Genomic DNA, 23,425 nt, shown 5'->3' with positions numbered 1-23,425 from the left:
CGCGCTGGACGCCGCCCGACCGAAGCATGACATGAGGGAATGCACCCCCTCGCAATAACATGAGGACTCACAAGGACAGGACGGTGTCACTCTCGCACAACGACCGGCGACCGTACTGTGCATCCTTCTCCCGTCCTCACCCCGTATTCTTCAAGCCGGCGGCGATACCGTTGATCGACATCAGCAACACCGTTTCCAACTCACCCTGCGCTTCGGGTGGCGCGGCGCGCAGACGGCGCAGCAGTTCGATTTGCACATAACTCAGCGGATCGATGTATGGGTTGCGTTGGCGAATGGCGCGTTGCAGTATCGGCTGGTTGTCGAGCAGATCGTTGTATTCGGTGATCTGGCAGATCATGCGCCCGGTACGGTGGAATTCGGCCTCGATCTGCTGGAAGATGCGTTCGGCGATCGCCTGATCGTGGACTAACTCGGCGTAGCGACGGGCAATACCCATATCGGCCTTGAGCATGATCATCTGGGCATTATCGAGCAGGGTGGTAAAGAACGGCCAGTGCCGGTACATCGCACGCAGCAGATGGAGGTGGTTGGGATCGGCTTCGGCAAACTGGGCGAGTGCGCTGCCCAAGCCAAACCAACCCGGAATCGTATGGCGACTCTGCATCCAGCTAAAGACCCACGGGATGGCGCGTAAGTCTTCGATGCGGTCGCTCTGGCGGCGCGAGACCGGGCGCGAGCCGATGCGCAGTCGGTTAAATTCGGCTACCGGCGTCGCGCTGCGGAAATAGGTTAAGAAGTCGGGGTCTTCGTAGACCAGCCGGCGATAGATGGTGCGGGCAGTGCTCGCCATCTGTTCCATCGCGGCCAGCCATTCGGGTGCGGGTTGGCGGGCCATGCCGGGGAACCCAGCCCGGAGCACGGCATTCACCACTTGTTCGAGGTGGCGGTGGGCCGTGCGCGGGTCGAGGTAGCGATCTGAGATCATTTCACCCTGATCGGTCACTTTGATCTGGCCGTGAAGGGTGCCGGGGGGCTGGGCCAGTATCGCTTGACCAGCCGGGCCGCCGCCGCGCCCCACCGCGCCGCCACGTCCGTGGAAGAGGCGCAAGCGCGCGCCGTGGCGTTCGGTGACGGTGGTCAACTCCACTTGCGCCTGGTAGAGCGCCCAATTGGCGGCGACAAAACCACCCTCTTTGTTGCTGTCGGAATAGCCGAGCATCACCTCTTGCAGATTGTCGCGTAGGGCCAGATGCTCGCGGTAGACCGGCAGTTGCAAGAGTTCATCGAGTAAGACCGGCGCGCGTTGCAAGTCTTCACCGGTTTCAAACAGCGGCACGATGTTCAACTGGCTGTGCTGGCCGGGTTGGTAGAGGCCGGCGTCGCGGCAGAACAGCAACACCGCCAGCAGATCGCTCACTTGGCTGGTGGTTGAGATAATGTAGGTCTGGAAGATTTCGGGATCGAGCTGCTCGCTCATTGCCGCCATCACGCGAAAGGTTTGCACTGTCTCAGCAGTGGCCGGCCTAAAGTGGCTGAGCCGAATCGGCGTGAGCGGGCGCGGACGGCGAATTTCGGCGCTCAACACGGCCACGCGCTCGGCTTCATCGAGCGCTTCGTAATTGGCGACGACGCCAGCGGCGGCCAGAATCTCGCTGAGCGCGGCGGTATGGCGGCTGGCATGCTGGCGCACATCGAGGGTCGCGGTATGCAACCGGCACACCGCTACATTGGCACGCACATCACGCAACAAGCCATCGGCGATCAACGCGCCACCGTGGTTGCGCAGACTAGCATCGATCAGGTCGAGATCGGCCAACAACTCGCGGCTATGGTAGTAGACGGTGGGCAAGCGCGGCGGCGGCGGATCAGCACCCCACCGCGGGGTATGGTTGAGGGTGTGGTTGAGGGTGTGGTGCAGACGGGCTTGGATGAAGTGACATAACTGCCGGTACGGCTCACAGCGATAATGCGGGTTGAGGGTCGCTACCACTTCAGGCATCAGTTCGCGGTATTCGGCGATCCGGTCAATGAGTGCCGCATCGACTTGCACCTGCTGCACCGACTGGCTCAAATCGGTGATTAGGCGATCAATGCCGCCAATCAGATAACGCAGCATCGCGCTGCGCATCAGCCGCACTGTCTCGATCGTCACCTCTGGCGTCACGAAGGGGTTGCCATCGCGGTCGCCGCCCATCCAACTGCCGAAACGCAGGAACGGCGGCAACTGCCACGGGTGATCAGGGTACGCCTCAGCTAGCGCCTCAGCCGTCTCGCGGTACATCTGCGGCAACAGATCCCAGAGCACAGTTTGGAAATAGAACAAGCCATTCTCAACCTCATCAAGCACTGAAGGCCGGCGATTGCGCACATCATCGCTCTGCCACAACCCAACGATCTCGCGTTCGATGCGGGTGAGAGCGGCTTGGCGGTCGGACGGCAAGACCAACCGTTCCCCAAAGGTCAAATCGATCAGGGTATCGAAGATCCGGCGCAATTTGATCAAAATCGTGCGCCGGCGCGACTCGGTGGGGTGGGCCGTGAGCACTGGCATAATCAGGGCGTGGTCGAGCCATGCTTGGATGGCGTCTGCCGGCACGCCGTGGCGTTTGAGCAACGCGATTGCGTCAGCGATGCTCTCGGCGCGCGGGGCCGGTGCATGGCGTAAATCACGAGCACGCAGCGCGCGCAGGCGCTCGACGCTTTCCGCCAAATTCACCAAGCCAAAATAGAGGGTAAACGCCTTCACCAGACCCTGCAACTGGGGCAGGCTCAGATCGGCAATCAGCCACGGCAACGCTTGCGGATCGGTTTCATAGGGTGCATTGCGCAACTCTTTAGCCATGCGCCGCACCTGTTCAACCAACGCTAGCGCTTCCGGCCCTTGCTGGGCAGTGATGATGCGACCCAGCGCATCACCCAACGCGCGAATATTCGCCGACAACAGATCGTGTTCAGGAGAAGTGGTTCGTCCGCTCATGATCTACTCGCCTTACTCGCCGCCCTCCGCCACTAGATCTTCAAGGTGGGCGGCATCATTCATCCGCAACAGCCGCCAGCCACTTCGCCCGCGGACGACTTCGCTCAACGAGCCATTGTCGAGCCACAGTTTGCCGAAATTCGCTAGATCAATCCCGATGATATGGCAAAACAACGCCCGGATCGAGCCGCCGTGCGACACGACGATGATGGTCTCACCGGATTGATGGGCAGCCTCGATCTGGCGAAAGGCGCGTACTACTCGCGTTTGCAATTGGGCATAGCTCTCGCCGCCGAGCCGCACGGTGCCCGCCGGGTCGCGCTCGTACTCGCGCATGTGGTCGGGGAAGCGCTGGTACAGTTCATCAGGGGTCAGTCCTTCCCACAAACCAACATCGATCTCACGCCAATCGGGCATAGCGATGGGACGCAACGCTAAATGTTCGCCGATAATTTCTGCCGTCTCCCATGCGCGGGGCAAATCGCTGCTATAGATCGCAACCGCTCCGCTGCGGGCCAGCCGGAAGGCCGCCCGCCGGGCCTGCTCGCGCCCGCGCTCATTGAGCGGCACGAGCGCATGGCCTTGATACTGCAACGTTCGATTCCACGGCGTCTCGCCGTGCCGGATCAGGATCAGACGCATAGCTTTGTGTGAGACAACGCAACAGCGCGAAACCGTAAGCTCGTTCTGCTGAGAACTCACCTACGTTTCGCGCCGTTGCGTTTGCTAGTCGGTGATTACAAGACGATCAGCGCACAATCTCGCGGCTGATCACAAGGCGTTGAATCTCGCTGGTGCCTTCGTAGATTTCGGTAATCTTGGCGTCGCGGAAGAAGCGCTCGACCGGGTACTCTTTCGAGTAGCCGTTGGAGCCGTGCAATTGCACCGCTTTGGTCGCCACCCACATCGCCGTCTCCGAGGCGAAGAGTTTGGCCATTGAAGCGTCTTTGATGAAATCGAGCCCGTTATCCTTGCGCCAAGCCGCTTCGTAGGTCAGCAAGCGGGCCGCCTTGATGCGCGTGGTCATATCGGCCAGCGTAAAGCCGACAGCCTGAAACTCGTGGATCGGCTTGCCGAACTGCTCGCGCACCTTGGTATACTCCAGCGCCGCCTCGTAAGCGCCTTGCGCAATGCCGAGCGCCTGCGCCGCGATGCCGATGCGACCGGCATTGAGAATGGTCATCGCGATCTTGAAGCCTTGGCCCTCTTCGCCGAGCCGCCGCCACGCCGGCAATCGGTAATCGTCGTAGGCCATCTGGCAACTGTGCGCGCTGCGAATGCCGAGCTTATTCTCGACCTTGACCACCCGGCAACCGGGGGCATGGGTGTCAACGAGGAAGGCCGTGATCCCCTTGACCCCCTTGCTCGGATCGGTCATGGCCATCAGGATAATCGTATCGGCGTGATCGCCGTTCGTCACCCAGTTCTTGACGCCGTTGATGATATAGTAATCGCCATCGCGCACGGCAGTGGTACGCTGGGCCGCCGCGTCCGAGCCAGCCCCCGGCTCGCTGAGCGAAAAGGCGCCGAGCATCCGCCCGCTCGCCAGTGGCGTCAGCAGTTCACGCTTCTGCTCTTCGGTGCCGAACTTCTCGATCCCATAGCAGACGAGCGAATTGTTGACAGAGGCAATCACACCTAGCGAGGCATCGACCCGCGAAAGCTCCTCGATCACAATCGCATACGAGACATAATCCATGCCGGCGCCGCCATACTCTTCGCTGACGGCCACCCCCATCAGACCGAGTTCACCCATCTTGCGCACCAGATCGGTGGGCCAAATCGCGAGTTCATCGCGTTCAGCCACCGTTGGCTTGGCCTCTTTCTCGGCAAACTGGCGCACCATATCGCGGAGCATCTGCTGATCTTCGCTAAGCTGGAATTCCATGATCGCCTCCTCTGGGTATTGAATTGTGGCTCGGCTATCCGTATTCTACGCGAGTGATTCTTCTTCGGCAAGCGCCTTGATCCACGAAAGCAGGAGCTGGCTCAATTGGCTGGGAGTTTCTAGCATCGGCATGTGGCCCACATTGACCAACAGGTGATGTTCGACCCCTAAACCGGCGGCCAGTTCGGCACCGAGTTTGGGTGGGGTGAGTTTATCATCAGCTCCGGTCACCACCAGCGCCGGGCAGCGGATAGCGGTAAGCTGCGGGCGAAGATCGAACCCATCGCAGGCTTGCAGATCGGCCAGAAAGATGGCCGGATCAAGCGCGACATATTCGGCGGCGGCTTCAGCGATCAGCACCGGATCGGCTGCCGGGCTGAAGAGCCAATGCACCAGCATGGTGATCGCTTGGTGCCGGGCCGCCGCATCACCGGCGAGACCGGCCAGCAAAGCGGGAGCGACGCGCAAGCGGGCGGCGCTGCCTACCAACCCTAAGCCGGCCACCATTTGTGGCGCATCAACTGCGACCTGCAACGCAATCGCCCCACCCATCGAATGGCCCAGCACAATCGCCGGTGGCAAGCCAAGGGCCGTATGCAGAGCGCTGATCGCCTGCGCATAGTGGGCAATCGTGATCGAGCCGCCGGCAGCAGGCGAGCGTCCGTGACCGGGCAGGTCAACCGCGTAGATCTGCGCAACCGCGGCCAACGGTTCGAGCAACAAGCCCCAATGGCGGGCGCTGCCGCCAGCGCCGTGAATGCAGATCAGCGGCGGGCCGCTCTGGCCGCGCCGCATCACAAACAGATCACCGATTGGCGTCGTTACCAGCGGCATTAGCCCAAAATCTCATCAATTGCAGCAGCCAAGGCAAAATCCTTCTCGGTCAACCCGCCGGCATCGTGGGTGGTGAGGGCAATCCGCACCCGGTTGTAGCGGAGGTCAATGTCGGGATGGTGGCCGGCGGCTTCAGCCAAAAAGGCAACGTGAGTCACAAAGGCGATCGCAGCGGGGAAATTGGCAAGGCGGAAGGTGCGGACAATCTCGTTATTTTCAAGGCTCCAGTCGGGGCGCTGGGTCAGATGCTCAGCGATCTCGGCTTCGCTCAGACGTGGCATAGCTCGAAATGCTCCTTTGCTTGCAGATACTAGCCGGAAGCGGCAGCGACGTGCTGTCAACAGTATGTATCATACCACAGAGCAGGTTGGGCGATATTTCGACAAGCCATCCGCGAACCCTCCACAAGTTCTCCATCATCGCTTGGTACAGTGAAGCTGTCAGGAGAACACAGATGCACTGACACTCGCAGAAACGACGAAGGAGGGATACAATGAAGCGCGTACTCAGTTTACTTGCCGCAGCAGTGGCCGGGGCCTTGGCGACGATGGTAGTGTTTATGACGCTGGCACCGGCGCTGGCGCAAGGGACGGTGGGGCCGCAGGCAACTCCGGCGCCGGTGGGAGGCGCGTATGGCGCCGGGCAGGCGACACGCGGCCGGTGGATGCAGCAAGGCGGGGCGCGGGGCGGGTGGATGCAGCAAGGCGGGGCGCAGCACGAGAACGGCGCGATGGCGAATGGCGCAATGGCACAGGCTCGCGGCGGCCAGACTGCCAACAACTCGCTGCTCGCTACGGCAGCGACTGAGCTGGGCATCACGCAGCAAGAGCTAGTGGCGCGGCTGACGGCGAGCGGCGGTTCGATCGCCGATCAACTGAAGGCGGCGGGGATTGATCCGCAGGTGGTGGCCGACACGTATGTCGCGACGCGGGCCGAGCGGCTGAACGCGGCGGTGGCGGCGGGCCAAATTACCCAAGCGCAGGCGGATGCGCAACTGGCGATTGCCAAATCGATGGCGGTGGCGCGGCTGATGCAACCCTTCACCCCGGCCGGTCCCGGCGGCATTCGCCCCGACAATTCGCCGGTGTCGCCGGCGCAGGTCGGCCCGCAGGGCGGTCAGCAGGGTGGCGGTCGTCAATACGGTCGCAACGGCCGGTAACCGGGCCAACGGGTCGAGCCGCACGGCCGTGCGGCTCCCTACATTGCCCATCGGTAACCAATCAACGGAGGAGCTATGCCCGCCATTCTGGTCGTTGACGACGATCCCGGCATTGTCAGGCTGGTGCGTTCGTACCTCGAACAAGCCGGTTTTAAAGTGCAAAGCGCGTTTGATGGTGCGACCGCGCGGCGATTGATCCGCAGTGAACGGCCTGATCTGGTGATGTTAGACCTGATGCTGCCTGATGACGATGGCTTTGAAATTGCCCGATCCCTGCGCAGCGATCCGGCAACGGCCAACCTGCCGATCATCATGCTCACGGCGCGGGTTGACGACACCGACCGGATTGTTGGGTTGGAATTGGGAGCCGATGACTACATCGTCAAACCGTTCAATCCGCGCGAAGTCGTGGCGCGGGTACGCGCAGTCTTGCGGCGGGCAGGCGGCGGCGCGGTGGTGCGCAACCGGATCGAATTGGGCAGTCTCGTGCTCGATCTCGATGCCCATCAGGCATGGCTGGCCGGTCATGAAATTGAACTCACCCCGACCGAATTTGCCTTGCTGAGCCTCTTTATGCGTTACCCCGGCCATGCCTTCACCCGCGCCGAATTGCTGGAACAGGGCTTAGGCTATGCCGCGACCGGCCTTGAGCGCACGATTGACAGCCACATCAAAAATCTGCGCAAAAAGTTAGAATCCGATCCGGCGGCGCCGGTGATCGAAACGGTCTATGGGGTGGGCTATCGCCTGCGAAACGGATGAATCGCCTCGTTGTGCAACTCAGCGCGGCCTTTGCCGCGATCACCTTATTGATCACCATCATTCTGGCCGTGGCGATTGACCGGCTGGCGGATACGAGTTTTCGCCGGTATCTAGCCCAAAGCCAGATCACCGAGAGCGGCTTGATTGACCGGCTCGCAGTCTGGTATGGACAGTACGGGAATTGGAATGGCGTCGAGCAGGTATTATCCACCGGTGGCATGGGCATGGGGCATGGGCAAGGCGGCCCGCAACGACCGGTGCTGGCCTTGGCTGACGCCAATGGCCGGGTAGTTGCTGACCCGCGCGGGATCGTTGACGATACGCTGACCGCGTTGCAACGCCGTGAATCGCTGCCGATCACTGTTGACCAGCGCGTGGTGGGGTATCTGGTAGTGCAAGCCACCACCAGCCGCTTACCCGGCGCAGCTTCTCAGTTCCTGCAACGGTTGCGCGAAGTGATCTGGCTAGCCGGGGGAGTCGTTGCCCTCATCGGGATCAGTGCCGGTATCTTGCTTGCCAGCCGGTTGACCCGGCCGTTGCAGCATCTCGCGCAAGCGGTGGCTGAGTTAGGGCAGGGCAATCTCACGGCGCGCGCCGTGGTGGAAGGCCCGATCGAAGTGCGCCGTGTAGCGGAAGCGTTCAACGAAATGGCCGGCGAGCTTGCGGCAGCCAGCCAGCAGCGGCGGCAGATGGTCGCCGATATTGCCCACGAATTGCGCACGCCGCTCACGGTCATCCAAGGTAACCTACGCGCCATCCTCGATGATGTCTATCCGCTCACGCGGGAAGAGATTGGCCAGATCTACGAAGCGACGCTCGGCTTGCGCCGGTTAGTTGATGATCTGCGTGAGTTGTCGTTGGCCGATACCGGCCAGTTGGCGTTGCATCGCCAATCGCTTGATCTCAACCAACTGCTGCGCCGCGAAGCCGACCTCTTTCGCGAATTGGCGGCGGCGCAAGGGATTGAACTCCGCGTCACGCCAGACCCGCGCTTGCCGGAAGTGCCGACCGACAGCGAACGGATTGCGCAAGTGGTGCGGAATTTGCTCAGCAATGCCTTGCGCTACACGCCAGCCCGCGGCAGCATCACCATTGCCAGCGCAGCGGAACGCGGCGGCGCGTTGGTCAGCGTTAGTGATACCGGCAGCGGGATTGCACCCGAAGATTTGCCGCACGTCTTTGAGCGGTTTTATCGTGGTGATCGGGGGAGGGCGCGGGCGCACGGCGGCAGCGGTTTGGGTTTGGCGATCGCCGAGCGAATCATTGCCTTGCACGGCGGCCAGATCGGGGTCGAGAGCGAGCTTGGCAAGGGAACGCGATTCTGGTTCTGGCTGCCGGCGGGGTAGGTGGTTCATAGCCACGAAAAGACGCAAAAACGTGAGAGATAGTATTGCCCGCCATACGCTGCTCTAACCAAGATAGGAAAATAATTTTCCTTGGAATAAATGTCTTTTCTATGGTAATACAGGAGGTAAGGGTAAAGTTCTCTCATTCATCCTACCTATCTCTAGGAGGAAATCTATGCTTACCTCGCAGCGTTTCCTAGATGCCCTTCCTGCTGAATTACGTCCGGTTGTGCAACAAGCAGCCGAACGCCTCCGCGATTTGCCGCCGCGTTTGCGCCAGGTCGCGCGTGCGATAGGGCACGTACCGAAAGCGATAGCCAAACAGTTGCAATTGAGCGAAAAATCGGTGCGCACCTATATCAATGAACTCTATCGCCGGCTTGGCCTGCGGGATGATTGCCAAGCATATCCATTGGATCGCGCCGTGATTGTGATGTTGGCGGTGGTATTGTATACGCTCACATACGACGATCTCTTGTAGCGGTAGTAGGGCGACGTTGCATCATCAACCAATCCTCATGGTACAATGCATCATGTCCTGTGGATCCTTGGAATGTTCATACTTCCCTTCCATGCGAGCGGGATTGGTTTGCTCCGCGCAAGCGGAGCACAGAGGTGATGCAAAGGAGTATGCATGGAGACCGTGGCAGCCGCGACCGATAATCGGCGTGAACAGATCGGCTGGTACTTCTATGATTGGGCGAACTCGGCATTTTCTACCACTGTTGTAACGGTCTTCTTGGGTCCATATCTCACTTCGATTACCCGCAACGCGGCGGATGCGAACGGTCTCGTCTACCCGTTTGGTATTCCGGTTGCAGCCGGATCGTTCTTCCCCTACGTGGTATCGTTTTCGGTGCTCTTGCAAGTGTTCTTTCTCCCCATCTTGGGTGCAATTGCCGACTACTCCAACGCGCGCAAGCAGATGCTGGCAATTTTTGCTTACATTGGCACCTTTGCGACGATGGGGCTGTACTTTCTTGAGGGTGAACGGTATCTGCTCGGCGGGATCCTGTTTCTGTTGGCAAACCTCTCCTTCGGCGCCTCGATCGTCTTCTACAACGCCTTCTTGCCCGACATCGCTTCTCCTGACCGGCGCGATGCAGTGTCGTCGCAAGGGTGGGCATTGGGATACCTCGGCGGCGGTTTACTGCTCGCCGCCAATCTAGTCTTCTTCCTCAACGCTGAATCGCTGGGGGTTGAGAGCAGCATGGCGGTGCGGATCAGCCTCGTTTCAGCCGGGATGTGGTGGGCAATCTTTACGATCATCCCTATGCTCACGCTACGCAACCGCGGTGCGGTGCGGCGTTTACCGCCCGGTGAACGCTACCTTACCGTAGGGTTTCGCCAACTCGCCCACACCTTCCGCCAGATGCGCAACTATCCGCAGACGCTGCTCTTTCTGGCGGCGTACCTGCTCTACAACGACGGCATTCAAGCGGTGATCGCGTTAGCGGCCCAGTTTGGTGCCGAAGAGCTGGGAATCGGTGAGTCAACCCGCATTGCCACCATCTTGATGGTGCAGTTCGTGGCCTTTATTGGCGCGTTGGTGTTTGGCGCGTTAGCGACCCGGCTTGGCTCGAAACGGGTGCTGCTGGGTAGTCTGGTGATTTGGACGGCGGTGGTCGCGTATGCCTATGTGATGCCGGCGAATAGCGACATCCAGTTTATCGCCTTGGGTGCGGCGATTGCATTGGTACTCGGCGGGAGCCAAGCGATCAGCCGGTCGCTCTTCTCGTTGATGATCCCTGATGGGCAGGAAGCCGAGTACTTTAGTCTCTACGAAGTCGGCGAGCGTGGCACGAGCTGGCTTGCGCCGCTGCTGTTTGGCGTCGCTTACCAGATCACCGGCAGCTACCGGATCGCAATCGTCTCATTGATTATCTTCTTCGTCAGCGGGTTTATCTTGTTGTTGTTCGTGAATGTGCGGCGGGCAGCGCAAGAGGCCGGCAATCAGGCGCCAGCGCACGTGTAGGGCCGCACAGCCGTGCGGCTCTACACGTGCGTCCTTCGGTTATCCAAATGTGCTGCACCATGATCATTTTCGACGGGATGATCCTGTGGGGCGGCGGCGGCGGTGCTGGCCGCGTTGCACCATGATCCGCCATGCCTCATCGGGATCAATCCCGGAACGCAAGCGTTGATCGCTGATCCGGTTCGCCTGCCGGTCGTTCAGTTCAGCAATCTCACGCAGCAGTTCTTCATCTTCGGGTGAGATATTGACCTGTTCACGCCAATAACGCCATGCAAAGAATCCGATCAGGCCAAGCAAGAGCGTGACGAGGAGCGCAATGAGAAAACCACCGATTTGTTCCATGCCTCACCTCTCACGAGGTTTGATCGATCGTTTGTCGGATGATTGCTAACAACTGCTGGCGATTGAATGGCTTGCTCAACACCGGGTACGGCAACTCGTGGCGGGATTGGAGATGTTGCAGGTAACCCGACATCAAAATAACGCGCAGATGAGGCAGCAAGGTTTGCATCTGATGCGCTAAGGCAACACCGTCCATCTGTGGCAGTACAATATCGGTGAGCATAAGCTGCAGGTCATCACCGTATTGTTGGGCTAGTTGGAGCGCTTCACGCGCTTGGGATGCTTCTAATACCGTGTAGCCATGCTCGCGCAGCAAACGGGTCGCGAGTTGGCGCACATGCGGTTCATCTTCCACGAGCAAAATCGTTTCGTGACCGCTGGTGTTAATCACCAGCTCAGCATCTATCGGATCGTGCATAGTCATAGGCGCGCTCGCCGTTGCCGGCAAGGCGACGGTAAAGCAACTGCCGGTATTTGGCTGGCTTTCTACAATGACAAAACCGCCATGCTGGCTTACGATCCCGTTGCAGATGGCCAAACCGAGGCCGCTGCCCTTCCCAATTGGTTTCGTGGTAAAGTACGGCTCAAAAATATGTGGCTGGATGGATTCATCAATCCCAATCCCGGTATCGGCGATGGTGAGCAATACATACTTGCCGGCCTGCGCTTGGCTAAAGACAGGTATCTCGCCGGCGCTGAAATACTGGCTAGCCGTGCGAATCGTTAATGTACCGCCGTCTGGCATTGCATCACGGGCATTCACCACTAGATTGATGAGTATCTGCTCAAACTGATGTGGATCGATGAGCACCTGATCGATGCCTCGGTTCAATTCGAGCTTGAGCTGAATGTGCTCGCCGATCAGTCGCGTCATCATGTTCATTGTATCGTTGATCTGGCGATTGACGTCGATCAATTGCGGCTGGCCCGGTTGGCGACGGGCAAAGGTGAGCAATTGGCGCACGAGTTCGGTGGCGCGGTTGGCGCTCTGGTGAATCGATTCGAGTTCGGGATAGATCGGGTGATCTGCTTCAAGTTCCAGTAACGCCAGCTCAACACTCCCGGTGATCACCGTCAAGATGTTGTTGAAATCGTGCGCAATGCCGCCGGCCAATTGCCCGATGGCCTCCATCTTTTGGGCTTGTAAGAGTTGGGCTTGTAATTTTGCTCGCTGTTGTTCGGCCTGCTTCCGTTCCTCAATTTCGCGCTGCGCAGCAGCGTAGAGGTTTGAGCTGTCGAGCACTAGCGCCGCTAATTGCGTGAGCAGCATCGCATGCTGAATCTCGTCAGTTGTAAACGGTGAGTCATGCTGATTGCGGGCTATTCCGATCACCCCAAGACATTCGTCGCTGACAATGATCGGTAAAGTCATAGCTGGGCCAAAATTGAACTGCTCGTAATCAGGCGTATGTTCTGGCCATGCCGTGTAATTGAGTACGATCGTGGGCTGGCGATCGCGAAACGCACGCCAAGAGAGGGGGGCTTTAGTCGGTGTTTCACGTCGCATGACCTGACGGGGCAGCGATGGCGTGCAGGCGCGCACGACTAATGTGTTCGCATCTTCAGCCAGCAGCAATTCGACATAGCTCACATTGAGCACCCGATAGGCGCTGTCGGTAATCGCTTGTAAGAGATCGTTCATCTCACGGCGATTGAGCCAATCAAGCGTCAACCGGTGCAGCGCGGCCAATTGATCGCGCTGGCGGCGCAGATTGTCACTAGCGAGACGGATCTCGGTAATGTCCACATCCATGCAGACAATATCGCTCACCTGCCCATGGGCAAAGAGGGGAAACATCGCTGAGTAGAACCAGCACACCTCGCCGGTTTTGGTGTGAATCTGCCACGTGCGCGGCGGCGGGGCTTGGCCGCTCGTCCAGATGTGTTCGATTTGGCGCTCGAATTCGGCGATCTCATTCCCGCTGAGAATGAGGTCTTGCAGGCGGCGTCCGCATGCCTCAGCCGTAGTGTAGCCGTAAAACTGCTCGCAGACCCGGTTCCATTCCAGCACAACGCCATGGCGATCAAACCGCTGAATGGCGACCAGCGGCGTTCGTTCAATCATATCGGTGAAGCGTTGCAGCGCTTCGTGCAAGCGTTGTTCAACGCGCTTCCGCTCGGTAATTTCGCGAAACACAAAGATACGACCGCTGAACTGACCTTTCCGATCATAAAGTGGATCGATTGTAATATCAAAGAAGCGATCAGGATGTTCAGGGCAATTGAGTTCGATCCGTACCGGATGATGTGATTGGGCGGCTCTGATTAAGGCCGGCCAGTCGAGCGTTTCGGCCAACGGGGTGTTCACTTGCGCTACATGGTTGAACAGCCGTTGGGCTGCCGGGTTGAGGTCGATAATCCTCTCGGATTGATCAGTCACAATCATTGCATCGGCCATTGCCTCAATCAAGCGATCGCGAGCCACCGGCACAAGGTGAAGGAACCGGTAGCGGTACAAGCCGGTAATAATAAACGGTGCTGAGAGCAAAAACGAAACTGGGGTGATATCAACATCCAGCAAGGTCACTTGGCTTAAATATGACCAATTAAACAAGAAAGGGAAGAGGAACCCAAGCGCGATGAGGATTGCTTGCTGCCGAAAGAGCGGCGATGTTTGCCAGAAGGCGCCGGTAATGAGGGCTAACCCGGCGGTGAGACAGATATACGAATAGCCAATATGCACCCAAAACCACCGTCCGGGAATGATTTCGAGGTGCGGCAGATCATGCAGGCTCAGGCGAACTCCGTGAAAGAACAGGTGATGCTCATGGTTGGTAAACGCAATGAGCAAGGTGAGCAGGGGGAACGCGAAGATCAGCCAACGCGCGCGCGAACGGCTCCACGGCTGAAAATCGAGATACGCAAAGGTGAACAGGAGCCAACTAGACGGCAATACAACAATACCTACCTGTTGGAAAAGCCGCCAAAAAAGCTTGCTCTCTAGCGTGGTCGCGCTCAATTCCAGCGCATCGGCGCCGGCCCATACCACAATGGCGGCAAGCATCAAGAGAAATTCGTATCCTCCGGCGACGCCGCGGCGTGGCCAGAGATAGATCGCGACACCGATGGCAATCAGGCAGACCAGCCAAAGGAGACTAATTGTGATCGCGGCGTTGAACAGCATCGTTATCCCCCAGTGCGTCAGGTTTGATTGTGACTAAGTGGCGACGCACCATCTTGTGTTGATATTGTGTTGATATTGTAGCCGAAATAGCTACCGCAGGATCACTGCTTGACAGGAACATGGAGGCGATGGATAATATGCAAAATTCCCGTTGTATCTGGTGTAAAACATTCGCTCCGAACTTTGGCGGACAAGACGTTGCCGCCGATTGAGTGTAGCAATAGCACTGCTGCACTCTACACCATATCGTATCCGCTTATGCCGCTGAAGGCAACGCTATTATCCAAGGGAGGCGCTATGGCTCCGATCTGGAGTTTACGTGAATTTTTAACCCGCAAGCGGCAGGCGCTGGCCGCCTTCCGCACACGCTTGCGTGAGCAGCCGCCGGCCCCGGCGCCGCTGCGCGCAACGGTGTCGGTAGCTGCTGGCACCGGTCTGCGCCCAATACGGGTGCGCGATCACACGGTGCTGAGCGATTCGGGGCCGGCGCTCGGCGGCTATGATCTGGGGCCGAATGCGCCTGAATTGTTGCTGGCCGCGATGGCCAGTTGTATTGCCCATTCGGCGTTGGCGATTGCTGCCGATCGCGAACTGGCCCTTGATGATCTGCAGGTTGAGGTGACTGGTCAGATCGATTATCGCGGCGCCATGGCTGTGAGCGATGAGGCGCCGATTGCGCCGACCGATTTGCGTTATACAGTTCGGTATCGCGGCGAAGTGAGCGATGGCGAGATGGCCGCTCTGCTGGCCGATCTAGAACGGCTCTGCCCAGTATTGCTGGCGGTGTTGCAGCCGCAGGCGCTGCGGGGGCAGGTTGAGCGGGTAGAAGCGTAAGGGGGTGCGCTTGCCATCGTCATCATCGCGGTAAGGCATCTTGCCGCTCGTCATGGTGTTGGATCCGCGTTCAGCAAAGGAGAGTTGCCCGATGTGCCCGCCTCGATTTATCGAATCGATCCAGTCGTCGGAAATCAACCGCCGCAGTTTGCTTAAGTTTGGTTTGGGCGCGGCAGTGGCGGCGCTCGCCGCGCCGTTCGCCGTTGAGGCAGCGCCGGTATCGCGCGCCAGCTTTAGCAATGTGGCCGATCTGACTCACCTGCTTGGTACCCAGTTCCCGCTCTTCCCCGGTGCGGCGCCGTTCCAAATCACGCCGGTGGTCTCTCACGAGCGCGATGGCTACTACGGCAGCATCCTTAATTACTGGGAGCATTCAGGCACCCACATGGACGCGCCGGTGCATTTTGCTCCCAACGGTCTGTTCGTCGATCAGATTCCGGTGCAGTCGCTGGTGGTGCCGGCGGTGGTGATCAACATTACCGAGCGAGCCGTGCGTGACCCGGATACCGTCGTCACCCCAGACGACATTCGGGCATGGGAGCGACGCTATGGCCGGATTCCAAACAATGCGGCGGTGTTAATGGCCAGCGGTTGGGGGGCGCGGGCCCATTCGGTCGAGCTGTTCCGCAATGCTGATTCGAGCGGGGTGATGCACTTCCCCGGCTTTGGCAAGGATGCCGTCGATTTTCTGCTCACCGAGCGGAACATCAGCGGTATCGGCGTCGATACGCTCAGCATCGATCATGGCCCCTCGACCACGTTTGCGGTGCATTACACCATCTTGCCGACGAACCGCTGGGGCTTGGAGAATCTGGCTAATCTTGAGTCGATTCCACCGAGCGGGGCGACGCTGGTGGTCGGCGCGCCGAAGATTGCTGCCGGTTCAGGCGGGCCAAGCCGAGTGTTTGCGTTGTGGTGATCTGAAGGCAGGATTGGGGCGCATCATTGCGCCCCAATCCTATTGCGACCATGCCGAGAGCACAAACCCCAGCAACATCATCCCGGCGCTGCCCACCAATTGGCCGATGCTCCAGAAACCTAATCCATCCCATGCCGCCGGGTCGGCCCATGCCCCGGCCCGTAAGCGGCTGATCAGCCAAAGCCCGATGGGGGCGGTGGCTAGCGGCCCGACCGCCACCGGCCACGGTACGCCACCGAGGATCAGGAGCGGTAGGGTAGCAAACGCAGCGCCGGTGGCGATGGTTTGCCACTGCGCTGCCCGTTGCGGGCCGAAGATCACGGCCAGCGTGCGTTTCCCCACCACCCGATCACCGGCGACATCAGGCAAGCTAACGGCGACAAGCATCGCGAATTGCATGAGGCAGAGCGGGATGATCGCGAAGATGATGATGGGCTGGATCGTGCCGGTCTGGAGCACAAACCCGGCCAATGCGGTCATTCCCGGCACTAACACCGCGCCGGTCGCTTCACCCCAGCCGCGCCGGTGCAGGTAGAGCGGCGGCCCGCTATAGACCCACGCCAGCGCAATTGCCAAGCCCAACACTCCGGCACTCAACGCTGGGTTAGGTGAACTTGCCGCGCTGAGCACTGCCAAGATGATGGCCAGCATACCCCAACCGATCGCTGCTGCCAGCGCCGCTTGCGCCGGCAACCGGCCTGCCGGCAAGACGCGGCTGCCACCCGACCAGCGGGTCGGGGTCGGGTTAGCAAGATCCGCATCGTGGTCGAAATAGTCGTTGCTGTAATGATTCATCAACTGCGCGCTCAAGGCAGTGGCGAGGCCAAGCAACGCCAACCCACCATCGCGCAGCGTTGCACCGGCGGCAGCCACGCCGACGCCGTAAAAGATCGCGCCGCCGATCAGGTGGAGCGGGCGGCCAAGTTTGATGAGATCAATAGTGTTGGCAAACCAGTTAGTGACCATAGTTCTGATATGGAGTGCGGCAGTCAGACTGCCGCACTCCAAACATATCTTTAACGATAATGCTCACGCCTGCCCCAACGTATCAGTCAACTGGTAAATGCTCAACAACGCAAACTCAGTATAAAAAATACCCCACAAGAACATATAAAAGTTCGTGATGGACTGTTGCTGGCGCAGATCAACCCGAAAACTAGCCCACCAAAAGAGCGCAATCACGATCGCGTGGCTCAAGGCGAGAAAGGCGGCGGCAAAAGCCGGCAATGACCACAAGCCAACCGCAATCGGCAGCAGATAACAGCCGGTCAGCAAGAGGCGACCAAGCTGCAATACCCGCTGCGGCCCCCAGCGCGTCGTGAGCGTCTCGATCTGGTAGAGACGATCGCCGCGATCGTCGGGAAGGTCTTTGTAGAGCGCAATCACCAGCGCGAAACCGAAAAAGAAGACCCCGGCAAGGATGAGCGTTGTGAGCGGCAACTCCACACCTAACCGGCTCTGATAGTGAAACGCCAAGCCGACATTGGCGATCACACCGCGCGCGCTCGCAATGCTCAGCGCAGCCGCCAGCGGCTTCCGCTTGAGGCGTAAGGGCGGCAGGGAATAGAGCGAACCGATCAACGCAATCACAGCCACCGTCAGCCAGAGCGCCCAACTCAGCAACGCCGCGCCGATCAGGGCCATCGCTAACGCAGCGGCCACAATGCGCCGACCCGCGCTGGCGCTCAAGCGACCGGCAGCTATCGGCAGCCATGGCTTATTGACGAGATCGATTTCGATATCGGTGAGTTGGTTGATACCGACGACATAGAGATTGAGCGCCAAGCAGACGATCAACGTGACCAACGCCAATCCGATCAGATCAGGAGTGAGCAGACGCCAGCCGGCGACGATAATGAGCATGGTGATAACTTGGACACTGGTGGCGATGATGGTGTGCGGGCGGGCAAAATCGTAGAGTAGACGCAGGTGTCTTGGCATGAGAAATGACCTATGGATGATTTGTTTGTCCACACTGATTAGAAATGATGAAGATTCAACCTCTGACACTTTCATCATACGTTGAAAATTGAGATACTGTCAATAGCGCCGGTTAGCGTAGAGGATATTGCTGCGAGGCTGCGCCGCTCCCCCGTTGTCCTTGCGCGCCGCGCAGCAATCCCCCGCGAGCACAGAAACAACCCGCTGTGCGTTCGTTCGCGCTACAGCAGGAGATTGCTGCGGGGGCTGCGCCCCCTCGCCATGACAGGTGGGCACGTCTGGCGCGCCAACACCGACTATCGCAGTGCCGCCAGCGCCTCATCAATATCGGCGGCGGTGTGTTCGGCGCTGATCTGGAAGCGGATGCTGTCATCACCGCGCGGCACTACCGGATACATGATTGCAGTCGCCAGCACCCCTCGCGCAAAGAGGGTGTCAACGAGGGCTGCCGTTGCCGCCGGATCGCGCACAAACAGCGGCACCACTGGATGCGCGCCGGGCAGGGTCTCGAAGCCGCCGTCGCGCAATCCCTGCCGGAAACGGGCCGTCATGGCGCGTAGATGCGCCAACCGCTCTTTGCCCTCGGCGCTCTCCAGAATTGCTAGCGCCGCCAGCGCCGCGCTCGCTTCACCGGCGGTGATCGGGTTGGAGTAGATGTAGGTGGGGCTGGTTTCGCGCAAGCTATCGATCAGCACCTGCGGCCCAACGACGTAACCGCCGTTGGCGCCAAACGCCTTGCCCAGCGTGCCGATCAGCAGATCGGCGCGTGCGCCGCAATACTCTTCGCAGCCACGGCCAGTGGCGCCAAACGCGCCGACGCCGTGCGAGTCGTCAACTATCAGCAAGGCGTTTTCGGCAAACGCCGCATCATGCCGGGCAACAATCGCAGCAATCCGGTCGAGGGCCGCATGCACGCCCCGCATCGAGAAGATGCCATCAGTGACAACAATCGCTCGCCGGCAGGTCTGGGATGCTTGGGCGAGTGCTACATCGAGCTGCTCAAGATCGAGGTGGCGGTAGACCAGCTTCTCGCGTGGACGGGCGAGCCGGATGGCGTTGATAATGCAGTTGTGGTTCAGTTCATCGCTGATGATCGCGGTGTCAGGCGTGGTGAGCGATGTGATCACGCTGAGCACAGCGGCATAGGCGCTGGAAAAGAGCATCGCCGCATCGCGTTGGTGAAAGGCGGCCAGCCGTTGTTCCAGCGCCACATGTGGGACAAGCGTGCCGCTGATGAAGCGCACGGCGCCGGGACCAACGCCAAACCGGTGCGTTGCCGCTTCCGCTGCCGCGATTAAGCGCGGATCGGCAGCCAAGCCGAGGTAGCTGTTGGAATTCATGCGAATGAACGGCTGCTCGTAGCCGGCGACCCGGTAGCGCTGCCCCCGCATACCGTCACCCGGCAGCCGTTCGGTGATTACGCGCTCAAAGCCTTTGCGTCGCCGTTCGGCGCTCAGTTGGTCGAGTTGCTGTTGGAGGATTCCGGCCAGACGGTTGTGAGGCATAGCATTCTCCGTATCTAGCAGGTGGACGGATGAGTGAGGGAGCAGCGCGTTTACGATGTGCTTTGCTGGCGCATCACCCGCAGCATCTCGTCCACCATTCCTTCCAGATCATAGTGCGGCTGCCATCCCCAATCGGCGCGGGCCGCGCTATCGTCGAGCGCATGCGGCCACGAGTCGGCAATCGCTTGGCGGTACGGTTGGATCTCGTAGTCGATCTGAAACTCAGGGATGCGGCGGATGATCGCAGCGGCGAGTTCGGCGGGGGTGGCGCTAAAGCCCTGAATATTGTACGCATTCGCGTAGCGTAGCCGTTCACGGTTGGCAGCCATCAATTCGAGTGTGGCGCGGATGCCGTCGGCTATGTACATCAGCGGCAAGCGCGTCTCCGGTTGCAGGTAGCAAGTATAGGCGCCCGTACTCAGCGCAGCATGAAAGATTTCAACTGCATAGTCAGTGGTGCCGCCGCCGGGTGGTGCCGTGGCCGAGATCAGGCCGGGAAAGCGAAGGCCGCGCGCATCGAGACCGTAGCGGGCAACATAGTACGAGCAGAGCAACTCGCTAATCACCTTGCTAATGCCGTACATAGTCGTGGGGCGTTGGATCGTCACTTGCGGAGTGGGGTCGCGCGGCGTTTCCGGACCAAACGCGGCAATGCTGCTCGGCACAAAGATTTGGCACCGGTGGAGGCGCGCCACTTCGAGCACGGTATACAGGCCATCAACATTGAGCCGCCATGCCTGTTGCGGCATCCGCTCAGCAGTGGCCGAGAGCAGTGCGGCCAGATGGTAAATGACTCCGACGCGCGCGCGGGTCACTAAGTCATCGAGCGCAACACCATCGGTGCAATCGAGCATGACATACGGCCCCGCCTCATCGGTCGCCGGTTTGAGATCACTGGCGATAACGCGCGTCTCACCATAGATCTGGCGCAGCGCCGGCACTAAATCGGAACCTACCTGCCCTAACGCGCCGATGACCAGAATCCGTCGCTCCATTGCGGTGCCTCATCTTGGTCAACGAAATGCATGACTTGTACTTGTCGTTATACACGATAGCGGCGGATTCTGCTAGTAGGGGGTTGGTCGGTCAGGGTGAAGCTGTAACAACGTTCAATATTGTGATTTTTGTTGCAATCGCGTGTAGTACCGCGGTCATACCTCTGATCACAGAACGATTATTGGTAGAAGCACACTTTTGTGCGATTGTGATTGGTCAGTACCTCAACTATCATCAATTCTAACGAAACGGTTAGTGAACCGCTTCACGATACGCAAGGAGGTGTTGTATGGCTACTCTTCTCCATCCCAAAACTCTGATTGCCGCCGTACTGGCGCTGGCATTGGCCGCCGCCGCGTATGGCTTCGCCGCCACCAACTCTTTCGGCAGTGCTGTTGTTGTTGCCGGTGATGGCTCGTTGACGATCAGCGGCTACACGGTCGGCAGCTTGACCTATGTCTACGATTCGACTGACCCGACGTTGATCGACAAAGTTACCTTTACCCTGACCGGCGCTGCGGCACCGACCACGGTGCTGGTACAACTCGATGGCTCGAACTGGGTGACCGCAACGGAGTCGGGTGGCACGTGGACGGCTGATCCCTCGCCGAATGTGCCGATTTCGACCCATACAACCTTGCGCATTGTGGCGCACAACTAAATCGACAGTGACGGCGAGGAGCGGGCAAGAGGCGCGCAAGAATGCTCCTCTTGCCCGTTCTGTATGATGAGAGGCGGTTATGAAGCTGGGGCGAACAGTAATCGGACGGTGGCTGGGTGGGTTGGTGATCCTGCTCAGCTTTGCGCTGATCTGGTGGCTGTTTGCCCCCCGCTCGCTTGGCGGCGTTGCCCAGTTTGTCGTGATCAACGGCAATAGCATGGCCCCGCTCTACCAACGCGGCGATTTGGTGATCACCCGCGTTGCTGATGACTATGCGCTGGGTGATATTGTCACCTACCGCCATCCTGAGATTGGGTTGGTGATCCATCGCATTATCGGCCAAGATGGCGAACGTTGGCGGTTGAAGGGTGATCACAATGATTTTGTTGATCCCTATGAGCCGTTGACGACCGAGATTGAAGGGCGGGCGTGGCTGCATCTCCCGTGGCTAGGGAGCGGCTTAGTGCTGGCGCGCCAATATTGGTGGTTGATCATACTGGCGCTGGCAGGAGGGATGGTGATGGCACAACCACGCACAACCGGACGGCATCACCGGCCACGCCACACAATTGTTCAGCCGGTCGAGGCAGCGATGGCCGCGGTGACACTGTGCGCGCTGGGCGCGATCGCTGCCGGTGCGCTTGCCGGCTATGCCTTCCTCCAACCCGCTAGCCGCGTCGTTAACGAACCGGTCGTCTATCACCAGCACGGAACATTCACCTATCTCGCCGACGCACCTCCCGGCATTTATGATACGGCGCAGGCCCAAACCGGCGACCCGATCTATTTCCAACTCTCATCAACACTGGCCGTCACCTTTCACTACGAATTAGCCGATGTCACCACGGCTAGCGGCACGATCGGGCTGAATGCGGAAGTCAGTGCCGCGAACGGTTGGCGCCGGCGGTTGGTGCTCGTGCCGGCGCAGCCGTTTGCGGTGGCGGAAGCAACCGTGCGTGGGGCGATCAACCTCGCTGATCTCCGCGCGCTCATCACCCAACTCGAACAACAGACCGGTTTGAGCAACCAGTATTATCTGCTCACTATCACCCCAGATGTGATGGTGAACGGAGAAGTGGACGGCCTAGCGTTCAGCGATGCCTTTGCGCCGCAATTGCTCTTCCGGTTTGACAAAGCGCAGCTCACGCTGGTCAACCCCACCGATGACCGGCAAGGGCTTGCCCCCCGCGCCGAGGGTCAGGTAGCGCGGACGAGGTTCGAGCCGGCGCGGTTGTCATTGTTGTTCCTCAGCCTTGAAGTAGAGGCGGCCCGCTGGTGGGGGATGGTGATTGCCGGCGGGTTGGCGGTGGCCGCGATTGCGATCGGCTGGCCGTTATGGCGACGCTGGCAAAGCGATGAAACTGTGCGGATCCAATTCTGGTACGGCAACCTCATCATCACCGGCGTCGCGCCCCACGTTGATCTACCACGGGCAGCCGTGGCAACGATGGCCGATCTGGCTCGCTTGGCCCAACGCGCCGGCGGGTTGATCATCCGTGACATCAGCAGCGAGCCGAACCAATACGTATTGATTGACGATGGTACCGTCTATGTCTATCAAGCTGCCGATTCTGAGCGAGAGATGCACCAGCGCTTCACGCCAGCACCGGTTACCCACCATCCGCCGCCGGCGGATTGGCGTGATCCATTTATTGCCGCCCTGCGCGAGACCGGTTTGGTGAGTGAAGCCTGCCAAGCAGTGGGAGTTGATCCCTTCACCGCCTATCGCGAACGCAGCCAGAACCCGGTATTTGCGCAGGCTTGGCGCGAGGCTCGCCAACAGCATTGGGAAGCGGCGACTGAACAGCGAGGCGAGGTATGAAACGGCTCATCGTGCTCATCCTGATGAGCGCCGTTATCGGTGCGACGGCATTGGCATCCGCTGCAAGCATCGCGATCCCCGCCGCCGCAATGGCCGATCTGAATATGTCGCTGAGTACGCAAGATGTGGCGCCGCCGGCCTGCGCCGGTATGGGGTTGAGTACCATTATTTCTGGCGCTGGCGTGATCACCGGTACCGATGGCAATGACCTCATCGTGGGCAGCGCCGGCAATGATCTCATCGATGGCCGGGGAGGCAACGACTGTATCATCGGCGGCAAGGGCGACGATGTACTCATTGGCGGCGCTGGGTTCGATGTGTGCATTGGTAGCGGCGCTGATAGCACGTGCGAGCGGTAAGCTGATCGGTTCGAGGCGCT

21 protein-coding genes are annotated in these 23,425 nt (G+C 59.6%); 10 read left to right on the top strand and 11 right to left on the bottom strand.

Annotated elements, in window-relative coordinates:
- Nucleotides 1-136: 136 nt before the first annotated feature.
- The 5 genes from ppc to U9R61_RS16640 form a co-directional block, all read right to left on the bottom strand.
- Nucleotides 137-2,938, bottom strand: a complete 2,802-nt coding sequence (gene ppc, locus U9R61_RS16660) for a phosphoenolpyruvate carboxylase (protein ID WP_322489938.1) — start codon at nucleotides 2,936-2,938, stop codon at nucleotides 137-139.
- A gap of 12 nt (nucleotides 2,939-2,950) precedes the next feature.
- Nucleotides 2,951-3,580, bottom strand: a complete 630-nt coding sequence (locus U9R61_RS16655) for a histidine phosphatase family protein (protein WP_322489937.1) — start codon at nucleotides 3,578-3,580, stop codon at nucleotides 2,951-2,953.
- Between the two features lie 106 nt (nucleotides 3,581-3,686).
- Nucleotides 3,687-4,826, bottom strand: coding sequence for an acyl-CoA dehydrogenase (locus U9R61_RS16650; protein ID WP_322489936.1), 1,140 nt, complete (start codon nucleotides 4,824-4,826; stop codon nucleotides 3,687-3,689).
- A gap of 45 nt (nucleotides 4,827-4,871) precedes the next feature.
- On the bottom strand, nucleotides 4,872-5,660 hold the full coding sequence (locus U9R61_RS16645; RefSeq protein WP_322489935.1) for an alpha/beta fold hydrolase: 789 nt from the start codon (nucleotides 5,658-5,660) through the stop codon (nucleotides 4,872-4,874).
- On the bottom strand, nucleotides 5,660-5,941 hold the full coding sequence (locus U9R61_RS16640) for a 4a-hydroxytetrahydrobiopterin dehydratase (RefSeq protein ID WP_322489934.1): 282 nt from the start codon (nucleotides 5,939-5,941) through the stop codon (nucleotides 5,660-5,662). The genes U9R61_RS16645 and U9R61_RS16640 overlap by 1 nt, the downstream gene beginning before the upstream one ends.
- 212 nt (nucleotides 5,942-6,153) lie before the next feature.
- Here U9R61_RS16640 and U9R61_RS16635 point away from each other — a divergent pair, with 212 nt between their 5' ends.
- The 5 genes from U9R61_RS16635 to U9R61_RS16615 all read left to right on the top strand — a co-directional run bounded on the left by U9R61_RS16635 (nucleotide 6,154) and on the right by U9R61_RS16615 (nucleotide 10,902).
- Nucleotides 6,154-6,819 (top strand): hypothetical protein, encoded by a 666-nt coding sequence (locus U9R61_RS16635; protein WP_322489933.1) that lies wholly within the window; start codon nucleotides 6,154-6,156, stop codon nucleotides 6,817-6,819.
- Between the two features lie 75 nt (nucleotides 6,820-6,894).
- Nucleotides 6,895-7,581, top strand: a complete 687-nt coding sequence (locus U9R61_RS16630) for a response regulator transcription factor (RefSeq protein WP_322489932.1) — start codon at nucleotides 6,895-6,897, stop codon at nucleotides 7,579-7,581.
- Nucleotides 7,578-8,927, top strand: coding sequence for a sensor histidine kinase (locus U9R61_RS16625; protein WP_322489931.1), 1,350 nt, complete (start codon nucleotides 7,578-7,580; stop codon nucleotides 8,925-8,927). Before U9R61_RS16630 ends, U9R61_RS16625 begins: the two co-directional genes overlap by 4 nt.
- 175 nt (nucleotides 8,928-9,102) lie before the next feature.
- Nucleotides 9,103-9,408, top strand: coding sequence for a helix-turn-helix domain-containing protein (locus U9R61_RS16620; protein ID WP_322489930.1), 306 nt, complete (start codon nucleotides 9,103-9,105; stop codon nucleotides 9,406-9,408).
- A gap of 153 nt (nucleotides 9,409-9,561) precedes the next feature.
- Nucleotides 9,562-10,902, top strand: a complete 1,341-nt coding sequence (locus U9R61_RS16615; protein WP_322489929.1) for an MFS transporter — start codon at nucleotides 9,562-9,564, stop codon at nucleotides 10,900-10,902.
- Between the two features lie 63 nt (nucleotides 10,903-10,965).
- Here U9R61_RS16615 and U9R61_RS16610 read toward each other — a convergent pair whose 3' ends face one another.
- Together U9R61_RS16610 and U9R61_RS16605 are read right to left on the bottom strand one after the other, a co-directional pair.
- On the bottom strand, nucleotides 10,966-11,244 hold the full coding sequence (locus tag U9R61_RS16610; RefSeq protein ID WP_322489928.1) for a hypothetical protein: 279 nt from the start codon (nucleotides 11,242-11,244) through the stop codon (nucleotides 10,966-10,968).
- Nucleotides 11,245-11,254: 10 nt separating this feature from the next.
- A complete protein-coding gene (locus U9R61_RS16605) occupies nucleotides 11,255-14,368 on the bottom strand; it encodes a histidine kinase N-terminal 7TM domain-containing protein (protein ID WP_322489927.1) in 3,114 nt (1,037 codons plus the stop codon).
- Nucleotides 14,369-14,665: 297 nt separating this feature from the next.
- Between U9R61_RS16605 and U9R61_RS16600 the strand changes: the two genes are divergently transcribed.
- Together U9R61_RS16600 and U9R61_RS16595 are read left to right on the top strand one after the other, a co-directional pair.
- Complete coding sequence (locus U9R61_RS16600) at nucleotides 14,666-15,202, top strand: OsmC family protein (protein WP_322489926.1); 537 nt, start codon at nucleotides 14,666-14,668, stop codon at nucleotides 15,200-15,202.
- Nucleotides 15,203-15,293: 91 nt separating this feature from the next.
- The gene (locus tag U9R61_RS16595) at nucleotides 15,294-16,121 is read left to right on the top strand and encodes a cyclase family protein (protein ID WP_322489925.1); all 828 of its coding nucleotides are present in this window, start codon (nucleotides 15,294-15,296) and stop codon (nucleotides 16,119-16,121) included.
- A gap of 39 nt (nucleotides 16,122-16,160) precedes the next feature.
- Here U9R61_RS16595 and U9R61_RS16590 read toward each other — a convergent pair whose 3' ends face one another.
- The 4 genes from U9R61_RS16590 to U9R61_RS16575 form a co-directional block, all read right to left on the bottom strand.
- Nucleotides 16,161-17,087 (bottom strand): prenyltransferase, encoded by a 927-nt coding sequence (locus tag U9R61_RS16590; RefSeq protein WP_322489924.1) that lies wholly within the window; start codon nucleotides 17,085-17,087, stop codon nucleotides 16,161-16,163.
- Between the two features lie 63 nt (nucleotides 17,088-17,150).
- Nucleotides 17,151-18,062 carry a homogentisate phytyltransferase gene (locus tag U9R61_RS16585; RefSeq protein WP_322489923.1) on the bottom strand — a complete coding sequence of 304 codons (912 nt, stop codon included), beginning with the start codon at nucleotides 18,060-18,062 and terminating at the stop codon, nucleotides 17,151-17,153.
- Between the two features lie 296 nt (nucleotides 18,063-18,358).
- Nucleotides 18,359-19,567 (bottom strand): aminotransferase class I/II-fold pyridoxal phosphate-dependent enzyme, encoded by a 1,209-nt coding sequence (locus U9R61_RS16580; RefSeq protein ID WP_322489922.1) that lies wholly within the window; start codon nucleotides 19,565-19,567, stop codon nucleotides 18,359-18,361.
- 50 nt (nucleotides 19,568-19,617) lie between these two features.
- Entirely contained in the window at nucleotides 19,618-20,562 is a 945-nt protein-coding gene (locus U9R61_RS16575) for an NAD-dependent epimerase/dehydratase family protein (RefSeq protein WP_322489921.1), read from the bottom strand.
- Between the two features lie 290 nt (nucleotides 20,563-20,852).
- Here U9R61_RS16575 and U9R61_RS16570 point away from each other — a divergent pair, with 290 nt between their 5' ends.
- From U9R61_RS16570 to U9R61_RS16560, 3 genes are all read left to right on the top strand, one after another.
- On the top strand, nucleotides 20,853-21,224 hold the full coding sequence (locus tag U9R61_RS16570; RefSeq protein ID WP_322489920.1) for a hypothetical protein: 372 nt from the start codon (nucleotides 20,853-20,855) through the stop codon (nucleotides 21,222-21,224).
- 79 nt (nucleotides 21,225-21,303) lie between these two features.
- Nucleotides 21,304-23,046, top strand: a complete 1,743-nt coding sequence (locus tag U9R61_RS16565; protein ID WP_322489919.1) for a signal peptidase I — start codon at nucleotides 21,304-21,306, stop codon at nucleotides 23,044-23,046.
- Nucleotides 23,043-23,405 (top strand): hypothetical protein, encoded by a 363-nt coding sequence (locus U9R61_RS16560; RefSeq protein WP_322489918.1) that lies wholly within the window; start codon nucleotides 23,043-23,045, stop codon nucleotides 23,403-23,405. Before U9R61_RS16565 ends, U9R61_RS16560 begins: the two co-directional genes overlap by 4 nt.
- Nucleotides 23,406-23,425 lie beyond the last annotated feature (20 nt).

Origin of the sequence: Chloroflexus sp. (assembly GCF_034431535.1) — a bacterium.
GTDB lineage: Bacteria > Chloroflexota > Chloroflexia > Chloroflexales > Chloroflexaceae > Chloroflexus.
The sequence above is the reverse complement of the archived record's forward strand: the minus strand, read 5'-3'. Positions and strand labels throughout refer to the sequence as shown.

Bases quoted from the DNA above. Each gene is read 5' to 3' on its own strand.
- U9R61_RS16630 (WP_322489932.1), top strand. From the start codon at position 6,895: ATGCCCGCCATTCTGGTCGTTGACGACGATCCCGGCATTGTCAGGCTG.
- U9R61_RS16655 (WP_322489937.1), bottom strand. From the start codon at position 3,580: ATGCGTCTGATCCTGATCCGGCACGGCGAGACGCCGTGGAATCGAACG.
- U9R61_RS16610 (WP_322489928.1), bottom strand. From the start codon at position 11,244: ATGGAACAAATCGGTGGTTTTCTCATTGCGCTCCTCGTCACGCTCTTG.
- U9R61_RS16605 (WP_322489927.1), bottom strand. From the start codon at position 14,368: ATGCTGTTCAACGCCGCGATCACAATTAGTCTCCTTTGGCTGGTCTGC.
- U9R61_RS16580 (WP_322489922.1), bottom strand. From the start codon at position 19,567: ATGCCTCACAACCGTCTGGCCGGAATCCTCCAACAGCAACTCGACCAA.
- U9R61_RS16625 (WP_322489931.1), top strand. From the start codon at position 7,578: ATGAATCGCCTCGTTGTGCAACTCAGCGCGGCCTTTGCCGCGATCACC.
- U9R61_RS16585 (WP_322489923.1), bottom strand. From the start codon at position 18,062: ATGCCAAGACACCTGCGTCTACTCTACGATTTTGCCCGCCCGCACACC.
- U9R61_RS16565 (WP_322489919.1), top strand. From the start codon at position 21,304: ATGAAGCTGGGGCGAACAGTAATCGGACGGTGGCTGGGTGGGTTGGTG.
- U9R61_RS16620 (WP_322489930.1), top strand. From the start codon at position 9,103: ATGCTTACCTCGCAGCGTTTCCTAGATGCCCTTCCTGCTGAATTACGT.
- U9R61_RS16640 (WP_322489934.1), bottom strand. From the start codon at position 5,941: ATGCCACGTCTGAGCGAAGCCGAGATCGCTGAGCATCTGACCCAGCGC.
- U9R61_RS16600 (WP_322489926.1), top strand. From the start codon at position 14,666: ATGGCTCCGATCTGGAGTTTACGTGAATTTTTAACCCGCAAGCGGCAG.
- U9R61_RS16560 (WP_322489918.1), top strand. From the start codon at position 23,043: ATGAAACGGCTCATCGTGCTCATCCTGATGAGCGCCGTTATCGGTGCG.
- U9R61_RS16645 (WP_322489935.1), bottom strand. From the start codon at position 5,660: ATGCCGCTGGTAACGACGCCAATCGGTGATCTGTTTGTGATGCGGCGC.
- U9R61_RS16590 (WP_322489924.1), bottom strand. From the start codon at position 17,087: ATGGTCACTAACTGGTTTGCCAACACTATTGATCTCATCAAACTTGGC.
- U9R61_RS16570 (WP_322489920.1), top strand. From the start codon at position 20,853: ATGGCTACTCTTCTCCATCCCAAAACTCTGATTGCCGCCGTACTGGCG.
- U9R61_RS16595 (WP_322489925.1), top strand. From the start codon at position 15,294: ATGTGCCCGCCTCGATTTATCGAATCGATCCAGTCGTCGGAAATCAAC.
- ppc (WP_322489938.1), bottom strand. From the start codon at position 2,938: ATGAGCGGACGAACCACTTCTCCTGAACACGATCTGTTGTCGGCGAAT.
- U9R61_RS16650 (WP_322489936.1), bottom strand. From the start codon at position 4,826: ATGGAATTCCAGCTTAGCGAAGATCAGCAGATGCTCCGCGATATGGTG.
- U9R61_RS16635 (WP_322489933.1), top strand. From the start codon at position 6,154: ATGAAGCGCGTACTCAGTTTACTTGCCGCAGCAGTGGCCGGGGCCTTG.
- U9R61_RS16615 (WP_322489929.1), top strand. From the start codon at position 9,562: ATGGAGACCGTGGCAGCCGCGACCGATAATCGGCGTGAACAGATCGGC.
- U9R61_RS16575 (WP_322489921.1), bottom strand. From the start codon at position 20,562: ATGGAGCGACGGATTCTGGTCATCGGCGCGTTAGGGCAGGTAGGTTCC.